The sequence below is a fragment of the Evansella halocellulosilytica genome (assembly GCF_002335745.1).
Classification (GTDB): Bacteria; Bacillota; Bacilli; order Bacillales; family Salisediminibacteriaceae; genus Bacillus_CA; species Bacillus_CA halocellulosilytica.
The window spans coordinates 3,708,402-3,727,477 of the sequence record NZ_NIST01000001.1; the positions used below are offsets into that span (position 1 = coordinate 3,708,402).

17 protein-coding genes and 1 pseudogene are annotated in these 19,076 nt (G+C 38.6%); 6 read left to right on the plus strand and 12 right to left on the minus strand.

Going from position 1 to position 19,076, the window contains the following annotated elements; genetic code table 11:
- Positions 1 to 94: 94 nt before the first annotated feature.
- Complete coding sequence (locus CD001_RS17660) at positions 95 to 2,293, plus strand: DNA topoisomerase III (protein ID WP_096188928.1); 2,199 nt, start codon at positions 95 to 97, stop codon at positions 2,291 to 2,293.
- Positions 2,294 to 2,386: 93 nt separating this feature from the next.
- On the opposite strand, the gene CD001_RS26525 is transcribed toward CD001_RS17660, so the two are convergent.
- The 3 genes and pseudogenes from CD001_RS26525 to CD001_RS17670 form a co-directional block, all read right to left on the minus strand.
- The gene (locus CD001_RS26525) at positions 2,387 to 2,545 is read right to left on the minus strand and encodes a hypothetical protein (protein WP_179298803.1); all 159 of its coding nucleotides are present in this window, start codon (positions 2,543 to 2,545) and stop codon (positions 2,387 to 2,389) included.
- Positions 2,546 to 3,056: 511 nt separating this feature from the next.
- A pseudogene (locus tag CD001_RS17665) lies at positions 3,057 to 4,173 on the minus strand (IS1182 family transposase); the annotation flags it as partial.
- Positions 4,174 to 4,809: 636 nt separating this feature from the next.
- Entirely contained in the window at positions 4,810 to 5,139 is a 330-nt protein-coding gene (locus CD001_RS17670) for a toprim domain-containing protein (protein WP_096188929.1), read from the minus strand.
- Between the two features lie 358 nt (positions 5,140 to 5,497).
- Between CD001_RS17670 and CD001_RS17675 the strand changes: the two genes are divergently transcribed.
- On the plus strand, positions 5,498 to 5,770 hold the full coding sequence (locus CD001_RS17675) for an HPr family phosphocarrier protein (protein WP_096188930.1): 273 nt from the start codon (positions 5,498 to 5,500) through the stop codon (positions 5,768 to 5,770).
- Between the two features lie 73 nt (positions 5,771 to 5,843).
- Here CD001_RS17675 and CD001_RS26980 read toward each other — a convergent pair whose 3' ends face one another.
- The 5 genes from CD001_RS26980 to CD001_RS17695 all read right to left on the minus strand — a co-directional run bounded on the left by CD001_RS26980 (position 5,844) and on the right by CD001_RS17695 (position 11,126).
- Positions 5,844 to 5,978, minus strand: a complete 135-nt coding sequence (locus CD001_RS26980; RefSeq protein WP_257009849.1) for a hypothetical protein — start codon at positions 5,976 to 5,978, stop codon at positions 5,844 to 5,846.
- A gap of 12 nt (positions 5,979 to 5,990) precedes the next feature.
- Positions 5,991 to 6,230 carry a heavy-metal-associated domain-containing protein gene (locus CD001_RS17680; RefSeq protein WP_096188931.1) on the minus strand — a complete coding sequence of 80 codons (240 nt, stop codon included), beginning with the start codon at positions 6,228 to 6,230 and terminating at the stop codon, positions 5,991 to 5,993.
- A gap of 63 nt (positions 6,231 to 6,293) precedes the next feature.
- A complete protein-coding gene (locus CD001_RS17685; protein WP_179298804.1) occupies positions 6,294 to 6,791 on the minus strand; it encodes a DUF1641 domain-containing protein in 498 nt (165 codons plus the stop codon).
- Entirely contained in the window at positions 6,766 to 9,756 is a 2,991-nt protein-coding gene (gene fdhF, locus CD001_RS17690; protein WP_096188933.1) for a formate dehydrogenase subunit alpha, read from the minus strand. The genes CD001_RS17685 and fdhF overlap by 26 nt, the downstream gene beginning before the upstream one ends.
- 116 nt (positions 9,757 to 9,872) lie before the next feature.
- Positions 9,873 to 11,126 carry an L-lactate MFS transporter gene (locus CD001_RS17695; RefSeq protein WP_096188934.1) on the minus strand — a complete coding sequence of 418 codons (1,254 nt, stop codon included), beginning with the start codon at positions 11,124 to 11,126 and terminating at the stop codon, positions 9,873 to 9,875.
- A 275-nt stretch (positions 11,127 to 11,401) separates the two neighbouring features.
- On the opposite strand from CD001_RS17695, the gene CD001_RS17700 reads away from it, so the two are divergent.
- The gene (locus CD001_RS17700; RefSeq protein ID WP_096188935.1) at positions 11,402 to 11,815 is read left to right on the plus strand and encodes a universal stress protein; all 414 of its coding nucleotides are present in this window, start codon (positions 11,402 to 11,404) and stop codon (positions 11,813 to 11,815) included.
- A 119-nt stretch (positions 11,816 to 11,934) separates the two neighbouring features.
- Here the strand turns inward: CD001_RS17700 and CD001_RS17705 are convergent, their stop codons facing one another.
- Positions 11,935 to 12,903 carry a ribose-phosphate diphosphokinase gene (locus CD001_RS17705; RefSeq protein ID WP_096188936.1) on the minus strand — a complete coding sequence of 323 codons (969 nt, stop codon included), beginning with the start codon at positions 12,901 to 12,903 and terminating at the stop codon, positions 11,935 to 11,937.
- Between the two features lie 181 nt (positions 12,904 to 13,084).
- Positions 13,085 to 13,804 (minus strand): AAA family ATPase, encoded by a 720-nt coding sequence (locus tag CD001_RS17710; protein ID WP_096188937.1) that lies wholly within the window; start codon positions 13,802 to 13,804, stop codon positions 13,085 to 13,087.
- 244 nt (positions 13,805 to 14,048) lie between these two features.
- Between CD001_RS17710 and CD001_RS17715 the strand changes: the two genes are divergently transcribed.
- Together CD001_RS17715 and CD001_RS17720 are read left to right on the plus strand one after the other, a co-directional pair.
- Entirely contained in the window at positions 14,049 to 14,912 is an 864-nt protein-coding gene (locus tag CD001_RS17715; RefSeq protein ID WP_096188938.1) for a polysaccharide deacetylase family protein, read from the plus strand.
- A gap of 137 nt (positions 14,913 to 15,049) precedes the next feature.
- Positions 15,050 to 15,667, plus strand: a complete 618-nt coding sequence (locus tag CD001_RS17720; RefSeq protein ID WP_096188939.1) for a DUF6944 family repetitive protein — start codon at positions 15,050 to 15,052, stop codon at positions 15,665 to 15,667.
- On the opposite strand, the gene CD001_RS17725 is transcribed toward CD001_RS17720, so the two are convergent.
- Together CD001_RS17725 and CD001_RS17730 are read right to left on the minus strand one after the other, a co-directional pair.
- Complete coding sequence (locus CD001_RS17725; protein WP_096188940.1) at positions 15,639 to 16,586, minus strand: alpha/beta fold hydrolase; 948 nt, start codon at positions 16,584 to 16,586, stop codon at positions 15,639 to 15,641. The genes CD001_RS17720 and CD001_RS17725 overlap by 29 nt on opposite strands.
- Positions 16,587 to 16,722: 136 nt before the next feature.
- Positions 16,723 to 17,250 carry a type 1 glutamine amidotransferase domain-containing protein gene (locus tag CD001_RS17730; RefSeq protein ID WP_096188941.1) on the minus strand — a complete coding sequence of 176 codons (528 nt, stop codon included), beginning with the start codon at positions 17,248 to 17,250 and terminating at the stop codon, positions 16,723 to 16,725.
- 319 nt (positions 17,251 to 17,569) lie between these two features.
- On the opposite strand from CD001_RS17730, the gene CD001_RS17735 reads away from it, so the two are divergent.
- Complete coding sequence (locus tag CD001_RS17735; protein WP_096188942.1) at positions 17,570 to 18,958, plus strand: C40 family peptidase; 1,389 nt, start codon at positions 17,570 to 17,572, stop codon at positions 18,956 to 18,958.
- The last annotated feature ends 118 nt before the right edge of the window (positions 18,959 to 19,076 follow it).

The following is a 19,076-nucleotide window of genomic DNA, read 5'->3' on the forward strand; positions in this document are numbered from 1 at the left end:
TTCACATACTTTATTCTTTTCTCTCGTTCTGCAATTTATGAGATTGTATGCTATATTTAAGCTGATTGTTTTATCTGAAAGGATGTATATATAAATGAAAAAAAGTGTTGTAATCGCAGAAAAACCGTCTGTCGCTCGTGATATTGCCCGAGTCTTGAATTGCCACAAAAAAGGAAATGGTTTTATAGAAGGAGACAAATATATTATTACGTGGGCATTAGGACACCTGGTAACTTTAGCTGATCCTGAGGCCTATGACGATAAGTATAAAGCGTGGAAAATTGAAGATTTACCGATGATCCCAAAGCAGCTAAAGCTTGTCGTCATCAAAAAAACTGGCAAACAATTTCACGCGGTAAAAAGCCAGCTGCATCGTTCTGATGTTGGAGAGATCATCATTGCAACAGATGCTGCTCGTGAAGGTGAGCTTGTTGCACGGTGGATCATCAAAAAAGCGAAGGTGAACAAACCGATTAAACGCCTTTGGATTTCTTCTGTTACAGACAAAGCGATCAAAGAAGGTTTCAAAAACTTAAAGAACGGCAAAGATTATGAAAATCTCTACGATTCAGCAGTTGCCCGCTCTGAGGCAGACTGGTATATTGGTTTGAATGCAACGAGAGCACTGACGTGCAAGTTTAATGCTCAACTCTCATGTGGACGAGTACAAACCCCTACAGTTGCGATGATCGCCAAACGCGAAGAAGAAATACGCAACTTCAAATCAAAACCGTTTTACGGTATCAAGTCAGAAACAGATAACAACTTAACATTCACTTGGCAAGACAAAAATACGAAGGATATCCGAACGTTTTCAAAAGAAAAAGCGGATCAATTATTAACGAAAACGACACAGAAGCAGGCAAAAATCATTTCAATTGATAAGAAGCAGAAAAAAAGCTTTGCACCACAGCTATATGATTTAACCGAGCTCCAACGTGAAGCAAATAAAGCATTTCACTTCTCGGCAAAAGAAACACTATCCATCTTGCAAAAGCTCTATGAACACCATAAAGTCGTCACTTATCCTCGGACAGATTCAAGATATTTATCTACTGATATGATCGATACGTTAAAAGAACGAATTAAAGCATGCAAAAATAATCGCCCGTATACGAAGTTAGCTCATAAACTGTTACAAAAACCGATCAAAACGAACAAATCCTTCGTTGATAATCAAAAAGTGTCTGATCACCATGCCATTATTCCAACAGAAGAAACTGCCATTCTTGCTAAATTATCGGATAAAGAACAAAAAATTTATGATTTAGTTGTGAAACGCTTTTTAGCAGTCATGTTTCCACCATTTGAATATGAACAAACAACGATAAAAGCGGATATTGCAAATGAATCATTTGTTGCTAAAGGAAAAACAGTCGTGTCAATAGGATGGAAAGAAGTATATGAAAATCAATTCGAAGATGAGGGTAGCACAAGTGAAATGAAAGAACAACTACTTCCGCAACTTACTGAAGGAGATACACTGAAGCTCGTATCAGTCAAACAAACATCTGGGGAAACAAAACCTCCTGCACGATTTAACGAAGCAACGTTATTATCAGCAATGGAAGACCCATCTAAATTTATGTCTGAGGAAACGAAGGGTTTAGCGAAAACTTTACAAAAATCCGGCGGACTTGGTACCGTTGCGACTCGAGCCGATATCATTGAAAAACTATTTAACTCATTCCTGATTGAGAAAAAAGAAAAGGATATTCATTTAACGTCTAAAGGAAAACAGCTTCTTGATCTCGTTCCAGTAGACTTACGATCCCCGGCTTTGACAGCTGAGTGGGAGCAAAAGCTTGAGGCGATTGCAAAAGGAAAGTTAAATAAACAGACGTTTATTCATGATATGCAAAATTATGCAAGCACAGTCGTTCATGAAATAAAAAATAGTACAAAGAAATATAAACATACGAACCTGACAGGTACGAAATGTCCGGAATGCGGCAAGAATATGCTTGAAGTAAACAATAAAAAAGGGAAAATGTACGTTTGTCAGGATCACGAATGCGGTCATCGTAAAAACATTTCTAAAGCCACGAACGCGCGTTGCCCAAAATGTAAGAAAAAGTTAGAACTCAGAGGCCAAGGTGAAGGACAAATATTCGTTTGTAAATGCGGCCATAAAGAAAAACTCTCTACGTTTAACGAAAGGAAAAAGAAAGAGAAAAACTCAAAAGTATCGAAACGAGAAGTTTCTAAATATATGAAGCAGCAAAATAAGCAAGATGACGAACCATTTAATCCAGCACTAGCCGATGCATTAGCGAAGCTGAAACTTAAGTAAGACTACTTCATTTCTTAATTAAAAATTGCAAAACGTCATCTATAAAAAAAAGTGCCTGCCAATAGTAAAATGCGGGCACTTTTATAACGATTTTTATTGCTCGTCTTCCGTTATACGGTTTTTAAATGCTTCATTAGTAACCAAGTATTCCTTTTCATTTGAATTGTGTTTCTCTCTTCTCCTTTCACTCTCTTTCGGAAAATCACCTGGATGACTTTTTCTTTTATGGTTTAAGCTTTTCCCGCGCCCCATGACGTTACCTCCTTAAAATTGGCTCATCATTAGTTTTTCAATCATTGTTTTGTATATGCATCCGAAACGTTTTTCTGTCCATTTTGCGTCAGTTAATCTTCCATAAACAGGCGTGCATAATAAAGGGATTCTTCATCCAACTTATTTTCATCTTTCACTTTCTTTACTTCTTTTTGCTGTTTCCCACTTGTCACTTGAAAGCTTCCAGATATGTTTGGTGTCGTGTTTCTACCTTTTTTTTTTTCAACATCTTTTCCTCCCTTCTCTTTAAATTGTTTACCCTTTATTTTACGCTTTTATGTAGGACCTTTCGATAAAGACATATTGCCAATGCCGATCATATAAATAGAAGCTGGGACAAAACCCAGTTAATAAGAGTGGCACTCACCATCGGTGAGTGCCATCAGATTGTCGAGAAACCCACACTTTTTGAGAAGTGCGGGTTTCTCCTTATTATTTTCGTCAGAAGAAATTTGCTCACCCTACGGTGAAAAATCGCCGAAACCACCTCTTAGATCGCTGAGAGGTGGTTTGCGACCTTCTTTATGTTCTGTGCTGCCGCTGTCATCAACGCTTGTTCTGATGCGCCCTTTAAGCTGCGTAACCGGCAGTAGCGAAGCCCGTGGAGCTGTTTGGCATCCGCGAAGCTTCGCTCAATGGTTTCTTTTCTTTTTTTATAGAGGAATTTCCCTGTTGCGGAAAGTCTATGCTCTCTCACTTTTTCCTTACTGTCTTCCCATACATGCCTTGAGAGAACTTTTTTATGATTTTTGGCTTTCGTACATTGGTTAAGCAGGGGACAGTTTACACATTCTGCAGGGTTTGAATGGTATTAACGATAGCCTTCGCGGTTCGTTGTAGCGTAACATAAGGTGCTACCATTAGGGCATGTATAAGTATCTGTCTCTTTGTTATAGGTAAATTTCCACTTTGGCAAATACCCCTTTTTAGGTTTGAAGCGGCCATGTGCGATAACCCCCATAATATGGCGATCTTCTAACCCTTTACATAAGGGAATGGTTAAGTAGCCCGCGTCTAATCCGACAGCTTCCACATTGAAACCAAATGTCTTTATCTGACGGTCCAGTCGATTTAAATACGGCAGGGAATCATGGATATTTCCTGGTGTTAAATGAACATCAGTAATAATATTAAATTTCATGTCTGTTGTCCGATGGTCTAAATAAAAGAACCCTTCGGGCATTCCATCCCTGAACATATAGCCGCTTTCTTTATCTGTCGTACTGACTTTAATCTCTTTTTCTTTTATCTCTTACCGGTAAGGGCTTTTTTCCATGTGCTTTTCGATCCTCCTCAACCGCTTTATTTAGATCTTCTATGTACTCGCGTGTTTCAACTTGTACCGTCTTCTTAGTGAATTTCCGCTTATTTGCGTTGGCTTTAAGGTGGGGAGAATCAGTAAATAAAGCTCTCCCGCCAACCATACGATGCTTCATAGCCAGAAGAACGGTCTCATCAAATATCTCTTGAAAAATGTCTGTTTCTTTAAACCGTTTATGCCGATTGAAGCTTATGGTGGAATGGTGAGGAACCGAATCAGTTAGACTTAATCCTAAAAACCATCGATAAGCAATATTTGTCTCAATTTCTTTTTCTAACTGTCTTTCAAGATGAAAAAATAACCATCATTTCTAAATAGGAAACGATGGATGTTCTAGGTTGATTGAAGAACGAAAGGCGGTGACTCCAATGGGATCAGCGCAGTCTGAAAATCCATTCTGACGATGCTTCGCTGAGTCAGAATTAGTTGAAGACAAGCCCCATGGAAAGCGTCCGCCGGGAGGGATGAGATCGTGAGATATCATACTTTTCTTTTAAAAAAAGGCTGTTGAGAAAACTTTCTCAACAGCCTGGTGGCACTCACCGTCGGTGAGTGCCATTTCTTCTTTTTTCAGTTATTCATAATATATTTTGGGTTGATTGTTTAAAAAAACAATAGTGCGACATCTACTCGTGCTGCACTTCGTTTGCATTCGTAGTGTCTTCTTTGCCGCGGGCAAGGCTTCATCTAATCGGGGTAAAATCGCCCCGATGGATCTTCTGCTCCTACGGTTACTCGTCGCACAAGAGAAAGCTCTTGCTTTTCCCGCAGGCGTCTCGTGATTTTGACAATCAACTTGGATAAGTCCGTCTAGTTTATATTCGTGAAGTGCTTTCGGAACAGAAAACAGGCGAGCCCCTATATTTATTCGCTCCACCTAAACACCACTCATTGTTTTTTGTAAAACATCGAAGAAAATCCATTATTTGATCTCCTTCACATGAAAATAACCTCTTAATATTTGTGTGAGATAATCTAATGGTGTTGTCTCGACCTGGCCATAGCCTTTTTGTGTGTATAGATGAGTTGCATTTGGCAATTCTCGCTTTAGTTGCTTCCTCAAACTTTCACCCGCATGATCAGCATCGACAAGAATATAAACATCATGATCTTCGATTGGTAAAATTAACGTTTCCAGTTTTTCATCACTTAAAGTTCCATACGTACAAATAATATCAACAGGTTCGTCAAGCACAGCTTTCACACGCTTGCGATCACTCGTTCCTTCGACAATTAATACTTTCTCTTCCATTTTCCCCATCCCTTTTCTGAAGTAACTGATCTGCTCTCTAACATGTTGAAGTAGATTTATCTTCCCTTATAATCTTTACTATGCAGTAATTTGTTCTTATGTAAATAAGTTTCAAATTTATTTGTACTTTACTCAAATTCAGATCTTTTGGCAAGAAAATGTGATCATTCGTTTAATATACAATAAGCAGATCATACCAATCATATGAACGGATCCCCTTAATATTTTATACAACCAATTTTCGAACAGCCATAAATGGATTACAAACTAAAAAGCGTTAGATGTTCTCACAGATTTGTAGAGGGACGAGTACTTTTTGCATATCATTGTTCCAAAGAAACGGATAGGAGGGTTTGGCATGGAAAAAAACATTATTTTAAATATGCCAAGTGAGCGGCTAACTTACCAAAAAATAATCGAATTCGTCCAATTAAACAGTATGTTTAAAAGTGATGTTTACCTTATAAATAACAACCAACGCTTTAATGCAAAAAGCATCATTAGTATGGTTGGCGTTTTATTAACAGCTGAAGCAGGTAAACAATTTATTATTAATGTAAAAGGACAAAATGCAGAGAAGGATATTGATGAAATTATCGATTTTTTCGGAAGTTCGCTAACCCATTATTAAACGCACGATCAACCGCGTTTTCGTAAAAAAACTTAGTGGAACGCTCTGTTCCGCTAAGTTTTTTATATACGAATTAAGACTCGATATATGTGTTTGTATGTGCAGTTAACTCATCTGTACAAGTGCCACAAACATCAAGGATGTCATGATCGACAGGTTCTTCAATAACTTCTTCCATTCTGCCGCAAACTTCGCAAATTCTGTGCACACTTGTCACCTCCTACCATTCATTTTGTTTAATAGCTCCCTCTGGATTTTCAATGTGAAATCCACAATCAGCAACTGCTTGTTCAAAATCGATAAATGATGCTGCATCGTCATTAAATGTGAGAACGGCTTCCCCTCTTTTTAAGCTAATATCAACTGACCGAATTCCCCATACGTCTAATAAAATGTTTTTTATTTTCTCAGCATCTGCATCCGTTGCCATATTCGTAATTGTTATTTTTTTTGTTTCCAATTAAACGAATCCTCCTTTCCTATTGAGAAGTGCCGTCCTAAGCTACTCCATTCTTGCTTTTAATTATTGAACTGTTTTTTTATTATTAAACTCTTGTCCCATCCCTTCCATAAATCCTAATATCGTCTTCATTGATGCAGAAACATCCGGATCTCGCATCTTTTTCATCATGCCCCATAAACCAATGGTTTGATCATCACTTGTCATCCGCACTGCTGAGTTATCCATGCCTTGAGATATTCCATTCATTATCGTTTGCAGTTGAGCTGGGTCAATTCCACCTAGAAATTGAAAAGCATTCGTTCCATTTTTTATTACACGGTGCATCATTGGCTGATTTAGCTGTTCTACAGCTAATGCCCCTACTTTATCTCTCGTCCTTAAAAAACCTTTCAACATGTCTAAGACACCTGTTTCTTGCAGCTCTTCAATTATTTCAAGCAATGTCATGATTCCATCGTAGTTATCAGCAGTCATATCTAGTATTTTACTTAACGCTTCCGCTCTTTCTTCTTGTTCGCTCAACGTTTGTTTTTCAATGTCGCTGATCTGTTTGGCCATATGCATCTCCCTCACTTTCAATTAGTTCAGAGATCGGAGTAAAGTCATCCCTCTTCCACTTATCTTCAACATTTACACCGAATTGTGGCTGCCGGTTTCCAAATCGGTAATTTTGTCTAGGCAGAGGCGATTCACCTTCACGTTCAAGAACATCCATTTTGACACTCATTTCTTTATAAGCCGGTGTATGAGTAATTTTGTCGTGGTAGCTGCTCGTCAACGCATTCACGGCTTCTGATTGAACAGTCGTATTCATCGGTAAATAAATTTCTTTCCCTTTTACACGTTCAGTAACGAGTACACGAACCTTCACTTCTCCATACGGTGAGATAAGTTTGACAAGTGCCCCAGTTTTTATTCCACGTTCTTCAGCAAGTTCAGGAGAAACTTCTAGCCAAGTGCCCGGAACTTTATGAGTGATTGCCTCTGAACGATACGTCATATTCCCTTCATGGAAATGCTCCAACAACCGGCCGTTGTTTAAATGAAGGTCATATTCTTCTCCCGGAACAAACGGTTCCCGCCATTCAACCGGGAATAATCTAGCCTTTCCATCAGAGAATGCAAATTTTTCAGTGTATAGCAGTTGTGTACTAGAACCATCTTTCTTTACAGGCCATAGCTGACTTTTCCAGTTTTCTAAACGGTCATAACGGACTCCGGAAAAAATCGGTGCTAAACTGGCCGCTTCATCCATAATTTCACTCGGATGTTCATAACGCCAATTCTCTCCAAGTCGGTTGGCAATCTCTTGGAAAATTTTCCAATCCGGCTTACTTTCTCCTAGTGGTTCCAATACTTGATAAAAACGTTGAATTCTTCGTTCAGTATTTGTAAATGTGCCTTCTTTTTCTAGACTTGGTGAAGCTGGTAAAACGACGTCTGCAAACTGAGCCGTTTTCGAGAAAAAGATATCTTGAACGACGAAAAATTCTAGTTTCTCAAACGCTTCATGAACATAATTGATGTTTGAATCAACAAGTCCCATTTCTTCGCCAAACAAATACATCCCTTTTACCTTGCCATTATGAATCGCTTCAACAATTTGATGATTGTTTAGTCCCGGCTTTTTCGGAATTGTGACGCCCCAGGCCTCTTCATATCTCGCACGAACTTCATCATTTTCAACTGGCTCATAACCCGGAAGCCATGCTGGCATCGTACCGAAATCACAAGCTCCTTGGACATTATTATGTCCTCTTAATGGATAGGCACCTGTTCCAGGTTTTCCATAATTACCAGTAACTAACAGTAAGTTAGAAATAGCTGTACTCGTTTCAGTACCTCCGATATGTTGCGTGACGCCCATTGCCCAGCAAATACACATCGTTTCAGCTTCGTGAATGACATTAGCTAGTTCAATTAGTTCATCTTTGCTTAACCCTGTCTCTTGTTCTGCATATTCAAGTGTATATTTATCAATCGACTTTACATAATCTTCAAAACCGTTGACTCGTTCATGAATAAAGGCTTCATCTGCCCAGCCTTGATCAATCATGTACTTCGTAACCGCTTGAATCCAAATGATATCTGTCGAAGGCTTCGGATGAAGAAATAAGTCTGACATAATGGCTAGCTCATGTTTACGCAAATCTGCAACGACTAATTTTTGTCCGCGTAATTTATGTGCCCGTTTTATACGCGTTGCGAGTACGGGGTGAGATTCGGCCGGGTTTGCACCGATCACAAACACTAAATCTGTTTTTGAAAGGTCGTCAATCGTTCCCGCATCACCGCCAATTCCGACTGTACGCATCAACCCTGCAGTAGCTGGGGATTGACAATAACGTGAACAGTTGTCGACATTGTTTGTTTGCATCACAGCTCTAGACAGTTTTTGGAACAAATAATTTTCTTCATTTGAACATTTAGAAGACGCGATAAACCCTAATGAATCTGGTCCATACGTTTCCTTCGTCTCAGCTAATTTTGTAGCAACAAGACTTAACGCTTCTTCCCATGTCGCTTCAACAAATGTATTCTCTTTACGAATTAATGGTTTCTTCAGACGTTCTTCACTATTGACAAAATCCCAGCCCCACTTCCCTTTTACACAAGTAGAGATGCCATTTACTGGCGCATCAGGTTCAGGTTGTACTTTTAATATGTCACGACCTTTTGTCCACACTTCAAAGCTGCAGCCGACACCACAGTATGTACAGACAGTTTTCGTTTTTTTAATCCGATCCTCACGCATCGTTGCTTCCACATTCGAAATCGCAAAAATTTCTTTATATCCTGGCTCAACTTCCTTCGTTAAATCAATTAATGGTTCAAGGACATTTTTGGACATTCCAGTCATATAACCTGCTTTTCCTAACATTGACTTTTCCATAAGCGCATTACATGGACAAACCGATACGCAATGTCCGCATGACACACACGAGGATTCATTAATTGGCACATCATTATCCCAGATCACTCTTGGCTTTTCACGCTTCCAATCGATGCTTAACACTTCACTTACTTGTAAGTCTTGGCATGCCTCTACACATAATCCGCATAAAATACATTGATCCGGTTCATAGCGATACATCGGATGAGAATTGTCCGGAGGATAAGGTTTCGGCTTAAATTCATATTTCTGGTGTTCAATTCCTAAATATTCTGCTGTATTATGAACAACACAGTTTCCATTATTATTGTCACAAACAGTGCAGTAAAGCTCATGGTTTTTGAGGATCCGCTGCATCCCTTCTTTCTGTGCAGCTTTTGCACGTTCAGATAATGTTTTGACAACCATATCAGGTTCAGCTTCTGTTGAACAAGAACGTTTTAGTTCACCATTCACTTCAACGAAACACGTATCACACGTTTGAACGGTACCAAACCCAAGATCAGGCTGTGAAGAACAAATAGCCGGAATATATAAATCACGATTTTTTGCTACTTCAAAAATCGATTGTCCAGGTTTTGCTTCAAATATTTCACCATTTATTTGGACGGTAAAGCTTCCTTTGTTCAATTCGATTCACCTTCCATTCAAGCTTTATTTTCTACATTTCACGCTGCTCTTTCTGTCATCATATATTCATAAAAATGATTCAATCTGCATCTTCATCGAACTTAGGCTATCTTTTCCTAACGTTGATCAGCTAAAATTAACTTTTCCTTTTGGATACCTTTTATGTCTCGTTTCATTAGTAATGAAGCCCCTAATGCTGAAGCGAGTAATCCAGCAAAAATGTAAAAGGCCGAATCATAAGAGCCCATCGTTTCACGAATCGAAGAGACAATTAATGGTCCTACGACACCCGCAAGTGCCCATGAGGTTAATAAATAACCATGAATCGCACCTAGTTGCTTTGTCCCAAACAAATCACCAATGAATGCTGGCAAAGAAGCAAAACCGCCACCGTACATTGAAACGATTAAATACATTACTATTTGAAAAAGAATCGCATTCGTAATCCACGGTAAAATGAAGAATGCAACTAGCTGGACGATAAAAAATAAGAGATAAATATTTTCCCTGCCGATATAATCAGAGAACGATGCCCATGCAATCCTTCCTCCACCGTTAAAAAGTCCCATTACGCCGACCATTGTAGCTGCAGTAATTGCGGTCATTCCAACTGTTTCCTGTGCCATCGGGGATGCAACAGCAATGAGCATAATCCCGGCAGAAATATTAATAAACATCATCCACCATAAAAGCCAGAATCGCTTCGTTTTGATTGCTTCATTCGCAGTCAATTGTGACAGATCTTCTTTTTCTTCTAATTTCCCATCATCGGTTTCTTCCTTTTGAGATGCAGGCATCCACCCTTCCGGCGGTCTTGTAATATAAACTGCACCTAGTGCCATCAAAATAAAGTATGTCCCTCCTAATAAGTAAAAGGTTGTCGTTAAACCGATTGTTTCAATTAATTGAGCTGCGACCGGACTCGCGATAAGTGAGCCTGCTCCAAAACCGAAAACAGCCATACCTGTTGCTAAACCGCGACGATCTGGGAACCACTTCACAAGTGTTGAAACGGGGGCAATATAACCGATACCAAGTCCAAACCCACCGATAACCCCATATGTTACGTAAAACCCGTATAACGAGCCTGCACCAATCGATAGACCCGTTCCAATTAAACCGCTGCTAAATAATACTGCTGCCACAAATGCTGAGACACGTGGACCTCTTTTTTCAACAAACTTCCCGAAAAAAGCAGCTGATGTTCCTAAAAAAAAGATAGCAATTGTAAATGCGACCGTTACAGTCGTCCCGTCCCACCCTAATTCATCTCTTAAAGGGGTTTGAAAAACACTGTAGGCATATACAGAACCAATTGATAAATGAATAAATATCGCAGAAAGTGCAATTAACCAGCGATTCCTTTTCATTGAGCTTCTCCTTTCAAATCCTACAATTTTTAATAGTAGTAACCAAGATGACCGAAAAAGCCTACAGTTAATTTTTTCCATATATATATTCAGTAAATGTTTCCTTCCACTTTGACAACGTCTTTATCGTTCATCGATTGTATAAAAGGTAATCTATTAGAAGAAAGATACGTAAAAGACGTTTCATTGTCTCTTGATTAGAAAAAACTATGAAGAGGAATCGTGTGAAGAAAAACTGCGGAAATCATTTAACCGTATGAAATAAGGTGGTTGTGATGTTTAAGAAAATATTATTGGCCTCGGACGGATCTGAATACGCACTTCGAGCAACATTAAAAGCGATAGATATTGCGAAATGTGATCCAGAGACTATCGTTCATATCGTCTATGTTGTAGATCGATCCAACACAGAGGAGTTTGATCAATGGAATATAGAGTCTTTCCATGAAAAGCAGATTGATAAACTGAAACCTACTGAGGAAAAAATAAAAGAAGCGAACCTCTGTTATGAAGTGGAGTATTTAAGAGGCGAACCAGGTCCTGCGATCGTTAAACACGCAAATGAAAATAACTTTGATATCGTCGTTCTTGGCAGTCGCGGACGTAATCGACTTCAGGAGCTCGTTCTCGGAAGCGTTAGTCATAAAGTTGCCAAAAGAGCTAACTGTGCTGTCATGATTATTAAATAAAGAGCACGTTTTCCGATGAATTTTACACTTTAATTAATCAAAAAAAGACTACGATCAAAATTCCTATATGAAAGGATATCTTGTACGTAGTCATGGCATATTTTTATCAATACATTGTTCTATTGTTTGCTCTTTGTTTCAAACAAAGGGCTGACTGATTCATTTTTTTGTACTTTTAGAATCATTTCAGCTAAAAGCGGGGCAATCGATAGTGTCGTTAATTTTTCAATTTTCTTTTCCTCAGGTATATCGATCGTGTTCGTTGTAACTAACTCTTTGATCTCCGATTCCTGAATCCACGTAACTGCAGGTTCAGAAAGTACGGGGTGAGTACAGCAAGCATACACTTCTTTCGCACCTTTTGCTATAAGAGCTTTCGAAGCAGATTTTATCGTTCTAGCAGTATCAACCATATCATCAATAATAATAGCTGTTTTCCCTTTGACATCTCCGATAATATCTGTTCCTCGGGAAGCGTTTGGTTGTATACGGTTTCGATCGAGTAAGGCAATAGGTGCATGTAGTACATTCGCTAGCTGTCTTGCTCGGACGACCCCAGTATTTTCTGGGGCAACGATGACGATGTCATCTAAAGACTTATCGATAAAGTATTGTGACAAGATCGGCAACGCGAGTAATTGATCGACAGGGATATTAAAAAATCCTTGTACTTGAGGTGAATGCAGATCAACTGTCATGACTCGTGAGGCACCTGCTTTTTGTAATAAATTCGCAATTAACTTCGCTGTAATCGGCTCTCTGGATCGTGCTTTTCGGTCTTGCCGTGAATAGCCGAAATAAGGAATAACACAATTGATCGTTTCAGCTGATGCCCTCTTCATCGCATCGATCATTATGAGCAGTTCCATTAAGTAATCGTTACCTGGCTGGGAAGTTGATTGAATGAGATAAACATCACAACCTCGAATACTTTCTTCAATATTCATTTGGATCTCGCCATCACTGAACTTTCGGACCGAACTCTTTCCTATATCAACTCCGATATGCTCGGCAATCTCTTCAGCTAAAGCGACATTTGAGTTTAATGTAAATAATTTCATTTTTGACATGTCTTTCTTTTCTCCCATTCAAATCCCTCCACGAAAATGTCCCAGTCACTCATTGTTTATTATAGGAATGATTATATTTCCTTTATCATTCTATCAATGAAATTGTACCATTTTATAAGGGCTATTTTAAACATGAATCAACATTTGCATAAAAGATCTTCTAAAATCGAGGTAGGGAAGTTTCTATCATTTAGTGATATTACTGATCTAAAATCTCTTGCAAAAACTTTTTTCTATGTAGTAAAAAATATTTTGTAATTTGATAATGGTCTGTCGACTCATAATCGACCTCATGGATTTTGCCATTATCAAAACTGAATATGGTCGCATGAGGATAACCTAAAAGGATTGGAGAATGTGTAGCAATAATAAACTGCCTATCACCAGATAAGACGGAATCATGCAAGATTTTTAAAAAAGAGAGTTGTCGTTGCGGTGACAATGCTGCCTCTGGTTCATCTAGCAGATAAATCCCTCTCCCTTGAAATCGGTTTAAAAAAAGAGATAAAAAAGATTCCCCATGTGATTGATCATGTAAAGAGATTCCACCATATACATCTTCAGCTCCAATTTCTTCTATATGAGAAGCAAAGTTGTAAAAGGACTCGGACTCTGCACGAAGAAAGAAGCCATTCGTAACTTTAGGGAGCCAGGAAAGCCTTATGTATTCGCCAAGTGCTGCTTGAGATGCATGAAGATTAAAAGCGTTATTACGACCTCCTCCTGCTGTATTAAATTCGCATTTATCTGCAATTGCTTCCAACAACGTCGATTTACCTGAACCATTTTCCCCAACAAAAAAAGTAACACTGTTATTCAACTCCAATTGATCCAAGTTTTTAATTGAGGGAATTGAAAATGGATACTTATTATTAGAAGGAAGATGTTCATGTAGAAGCTTAATTCTTTTTAAGAACATGTTATCACCTGCGGTCGCTTAGATTTTCGTTATAAAATATTTCGGCATTGATCTGTAATAATTAGAACTTAACCGAATGTTTGTTCTTATATTGATTATACAAAATTGACGTGATAATAGAAAGTGAAGGGCTTTCACACTTTTTGTTCCGCTTCCTATTCTTTCGCTCTGAATCGTATGAAATGAATAAATCGTCATGAACTTCTAAAAATAACATTGAAAAATAGAATAAGGAGATGAAAACATGAACAGAAACATGATAAAGTTTTTCACTGTCGTAGCGTTAATCGTTTGTATCCAAACAATCGCAATGGTTAATGTTTATGCTCATCAAGAAGCTGGAAATAATGCAGAATTTGCTTGGTGGTGGAAAAAAGACAAAGCAAATCCGGAAGGTCCCCCTGATTTTAAAGGTGGACCAGAAGACGAAAACCGGTCACTTGATCCTATCCCATTAACAACTTTGCAGCAAATGTTTCCTGACACGGTATTTTTACATGGACCGACTACAGAGAATCAAATTGCGTTGACATTTGATGATGGTCCAGATCCGCGGTTTACTCCACAAATTTTAGATGTTTTAAACGAGTATGGTGTTCCAGCTACGTTTTTCTTAATGGGAGCAAGAGCGGAAGCATATCCTGATTTAGCAAGAAGAGTCGTCGATGAAGGTCACATTGTCGGAAACCATACATACTGGCATCCTGACCTTGTTGAACAAGGCGAGGTTGCAGTATTAGAAAGAGAAGTTAGCAGAACAGATGATACACTTGCAGCAATTATTAACTACCGAACAACATTATTCCGCCCTCCATATGGGTTCTTATTCCAGGAGCTCGTTGAAAGACTGGCTGAACTGGAATATTCAGTAATCGGATGGTCAGTTGATTCACTTGATTGGCAAGAGCTTACACCTGATGAAATTGCCCAAAATGTGTTTAATGAAATTCATCCAGGTGCAATTGTACTTATGCATGATGGAGCAGATGCAGACGGTGATCAAACAGAAACGATTGAAGCACTTCACCAGATTATACCGGAGTTGCAAGAACAAGGGTACGAATTTGTTACAGTACCTGAAATCTTAAATATCCCTTACGAGAGATAGAAAAAGTGAGTACAAGAAATCCATACAATGGAACTTGTACTCATTTTTTCTTAGTTGTATACCGGCTTACTCCCGAACAACGATCAATTTGTATGAATACGATAAAGAAGATGGTTCGGAAGATTGGTGAGTAAATAATGACGAATTCTGTTTACGAAATAGTAGGCGGGTGGACACAAGCAGTCGGAAACATCATTGCCGCTACGGCAAGTACGGTTCAAGCTAAAAATAAACAAGTAAATATTCGCAATGAGATGATAATAGGACAAAGTTTTCAAGCTATCGGCAACCTTATTCAAGCATCAGGCAAAGCGATTGAAGAGGATCTTGCTAATCGTTTTACACGAGTAAGTATTAGCGGCAATATTATTGGAGCGTCCGGGAACACACTGATTGTATCAGAAGAACTTAAGAACGTGCCCACTAATATACTAGACGAAAATATGTTGTTTTTAGGAAACGCCCTTCAATCACTCGGAGCATATATTGAAATGAATGTGATTAAAGCACAAGAAGCAATAACGTTGTCTGAACGTTTAAATATAAAAGGTAATGCACTTCAGTCTGTCGGTGCTTTATTGCAAGCGATCGTATACATTCGAGACTTTGAAATAAACGATCCCTTCATAGCTGTTCTCGGATCTTGGATCCAAGCATCTGGGGCAGTTCTTTCAGCAATCGCTTCTGGTTTTCCTGTACAATTAGATGAATCGTCACATGAAAATTTCAGTACCTCTCATTTAAAAACGAACTGATTCTTTTATGTACATGTTCGCGAATTTCAATTCGCTCATTCAGCAGCTGGTGCCTGCCTCCTTCAAATAAGGCAGCTTGAAAGTGAGAACACTTTTGTTTATAAAATTTTATATTTCTTCTCCACTCTACTGTTGTATCTTTTGTTCCTTGTAATAAATATGTCGGCACCGTTTCATTCGGACAATCAAGGATCTTTATGCGCCAATCCTCTAGTGCTACAAGCCAGTCTGCTTTTAACATCTGTACTTGTAAAGGATCATTTCGGATAAAATTTTTGTAAAAGAAATCATCCGAATTCTTCTTAAAAGCTCGCTTTTTCTTCGGTAATATTTTGCCTAAGGACAGCAAAAAACCTTTAAATAAATTCCAACGGTAAGGTATATAAAGTGGTGCAACTAAAATGAGCCTGGATAAAGTCACTTTTTTTTCAGTGCTTGCGTGAAATAAAATCGCCGCCCCTGTACTATGTCCTAAACCAATGACTGAATTGACTCGCAGTGTGTCACATATATACGTGTAGCCTTCTTCAATCGCCAGAACATAATCCTCGAAGTCAGAAATGACACCTTCCTCTCCTTCTGAAAACCCGTGTCCGGGTAAATCAAGCATGACTACTTGATAGTTCTCTTCTAATAAATGATTAACTGTTCGGCTTAGTCCGCCGCTGTGATCTAAGTATCCGTGAACAAAAAAGACAGTTCCTTTAGGATTATTTCTTAAAAAGAGTTGTAAAAATTGTTTTTTCCCATTAACTGTAATGCTCCCGCATCGGTATTCCTCAATATGCTGGACAGAAAAACGATAGTAAGATAAATAGTCTTGTAATCCTTCATGATGAAAATGTGGATTTTTTTCATGTAAGAGAAAGGTTGATTCTTTTATTTCGTCTACCCATTGAAACTTGGCTTCTGTATTCATTCCTTTTTCGCCCTCCGACGGCTTTGATGTTCATAGTATATGACAAGCTACAACGAAACAAAGTGCCAGCCACTTTCGAACCTTCTGAGCAGCTTAGCACCATATATTAAGACTGCGTCTTCTACAGCTAACGCAGTTATTTTGATTTTTTCAAGGCATCTGCCAACGCTTTTCCATAAGCAGGTAAATCGGGCGGACGTCTGCTCGAAATGATATGGCCGTCCACAATCACTTCTTCATTGTACCACTCTGCACCTGCGTTCATCATGTCATGTTTAATGCCAGGGGTTGAAGTGACTTTTTTACCCTTCAAAATATCTGCTGAAATTAGTACCCAACCAGCATGGCATATTTGTCCAATGACACGTTTTTGTTCATTCATATAATGAACCATTTCTAACACTTTATCATACCGTCTTAATTTATCAGGTGCCCATCCACCTGGAACGAGTAATCCATCATATTCTTCAATATTCACTTGGTCAAAATGGTAATCAGGTGTTACCGGGACACCATATTTTCCTATATACGTTTCATTTGATTTATTCCCGGCAATATGAGCAATTGCACCTTCTTCTTTTAAACGAAGGTGAGGATACATGAGCTCTAAGTCTTCAAATTCATGGTCAACGATTGTTAATACTTTTTTCTCTTTTAATTGCATTTGTTTCATCCTTTCTTCCGTTCACTTATGTTTTGGCTGTTTTATTAAAGATTGTTGCTTTTGGATAATATAATATGATTGTACGAACCGTTACTGGCGTACTCTTTCACTTCTTCGAATGCTCAATAAAACAACAATCTATGCGAAAAGAGCTTACAACTTTTACGCGAGATTCCTTACTAGGTCATTATTGCTATTTTGTACTCTTCCCTATATTTAACTTGTTCAATCATCTTCTCAATGTTCTACTCAATAAATATTGGTCATAAAATATTTTCAGTACGAGATTTTACTTGGACGAAAAATAGGAGGTTTATGCATGTCTAAACTGAAAAGCCGTAAAGGAAAGGTTGTTTTTACATCTGTTGTCACCAGTGCTGCCTTAGCTCCTATCCTCGTAAATCAGGCATCTGTAGAAGACAAAGAGCAAAGCTCAATCAATGAGTTTGAGCTATTGTTTCCTTCGTCTAAAGTAGAAGCTCATCCTTACCGACAAAGTATGGCATTAGTACCTCCAGTTATTCAACAAACGAACCGCACTGACAAACAAATAAAAACAAGTTCTGAGATTTCCCTCTCATTAGTTCCGAGACAGACGACGCTAAGAAGCAAGGAACTCTCAAGAGAAGATCAAGAAAAGTTCAATCAAGATCGTGACTTAAATCATACATCTCTCGAGTCGCCTTGGCCCAAGGATACTCTTTTATCAGTCGGTGATCAAGGAGAAAAAGTCAAGACGATTCAAAAGAATTTATCTGACAGCGGATACTATGTCACTTCCATTGACGGCGTTTTTGGCGAAAAGACGAAGGATGCCGTTAAACACTACCAACGCGATCATGGCTTAAAAATTGACGGTATTGTTGGAGAAGAAACCGCCAAACACATTCTAGGAATCAAAAAGAAAATCAATTACTCAGCTATTGATGGAAGGCAAAAACTAAACCCTGTTTTTGTTCCTGGTCAGCAAGAGCATATTCCGACTGTGTATACAATGTCTGAGAACACTTCACAGACAGAAGAAGCAGAAGAACGTAACTACTACCAGCACGGAGACAAAGGTGAAGAAATCGAATCACTACAAAAGCAGTTGCAAAAAGCGGGATATTATAACGGCTCGATTGATGGCCACTTCGGCAGTGAAACACAACAGGCGATAAGAATGCTGCAACGCGAACATGGCCTTTCCGTTGATGGCTTAGCAGGAAATGAGGTTAAAGAGTTTTTATCATCAAATAACTTAAAGAAAATTAAAGAAGAAAGAGCAGCACAAGAAAAGGAAAATACCTCATCAGAAAAAAATGAATCAAAAGAAAAAGATGAATCAAACAGCTCTGAAAGTAAAAGCTCTTCTTCAGTTGAAAGTGTTATTTCAAGTGCTAAACAATTAATCGGTTCACCGTATGTTTGGGGTGGCACTTCACCATCCGGCTTTGATTGCAGCGGCTTTCTCGTTTATGTGTATGAAAATAATGGGATATCACTCCCACGTACTGTCAGCGATATTTGGGATGCCAGTACATCTGTCTCTTCACCGCAAAGGGGAGATTTCGTGTTTTTCCAAACGTATACTAACGGACCATCTCATGCTGGCATTTATTTAGGTGATGGAGACTTTATTCATACTGGTACCTCTTCAGGTGTGACAGTGTCAAATTTAAGTGAGGATTATTGGCAGTCCCGCTATTTAGGTGCAAAAAGGTATTAAAATAATGAAGTTGAAAGGTCATCGCTAACGAGCGACTGACCTTTTTATTTGCACGAAGGATTAAGAATTTCTAGGCAATTCGCTTACTGCGAACAACATGAACGACAAGTAAAGTTTT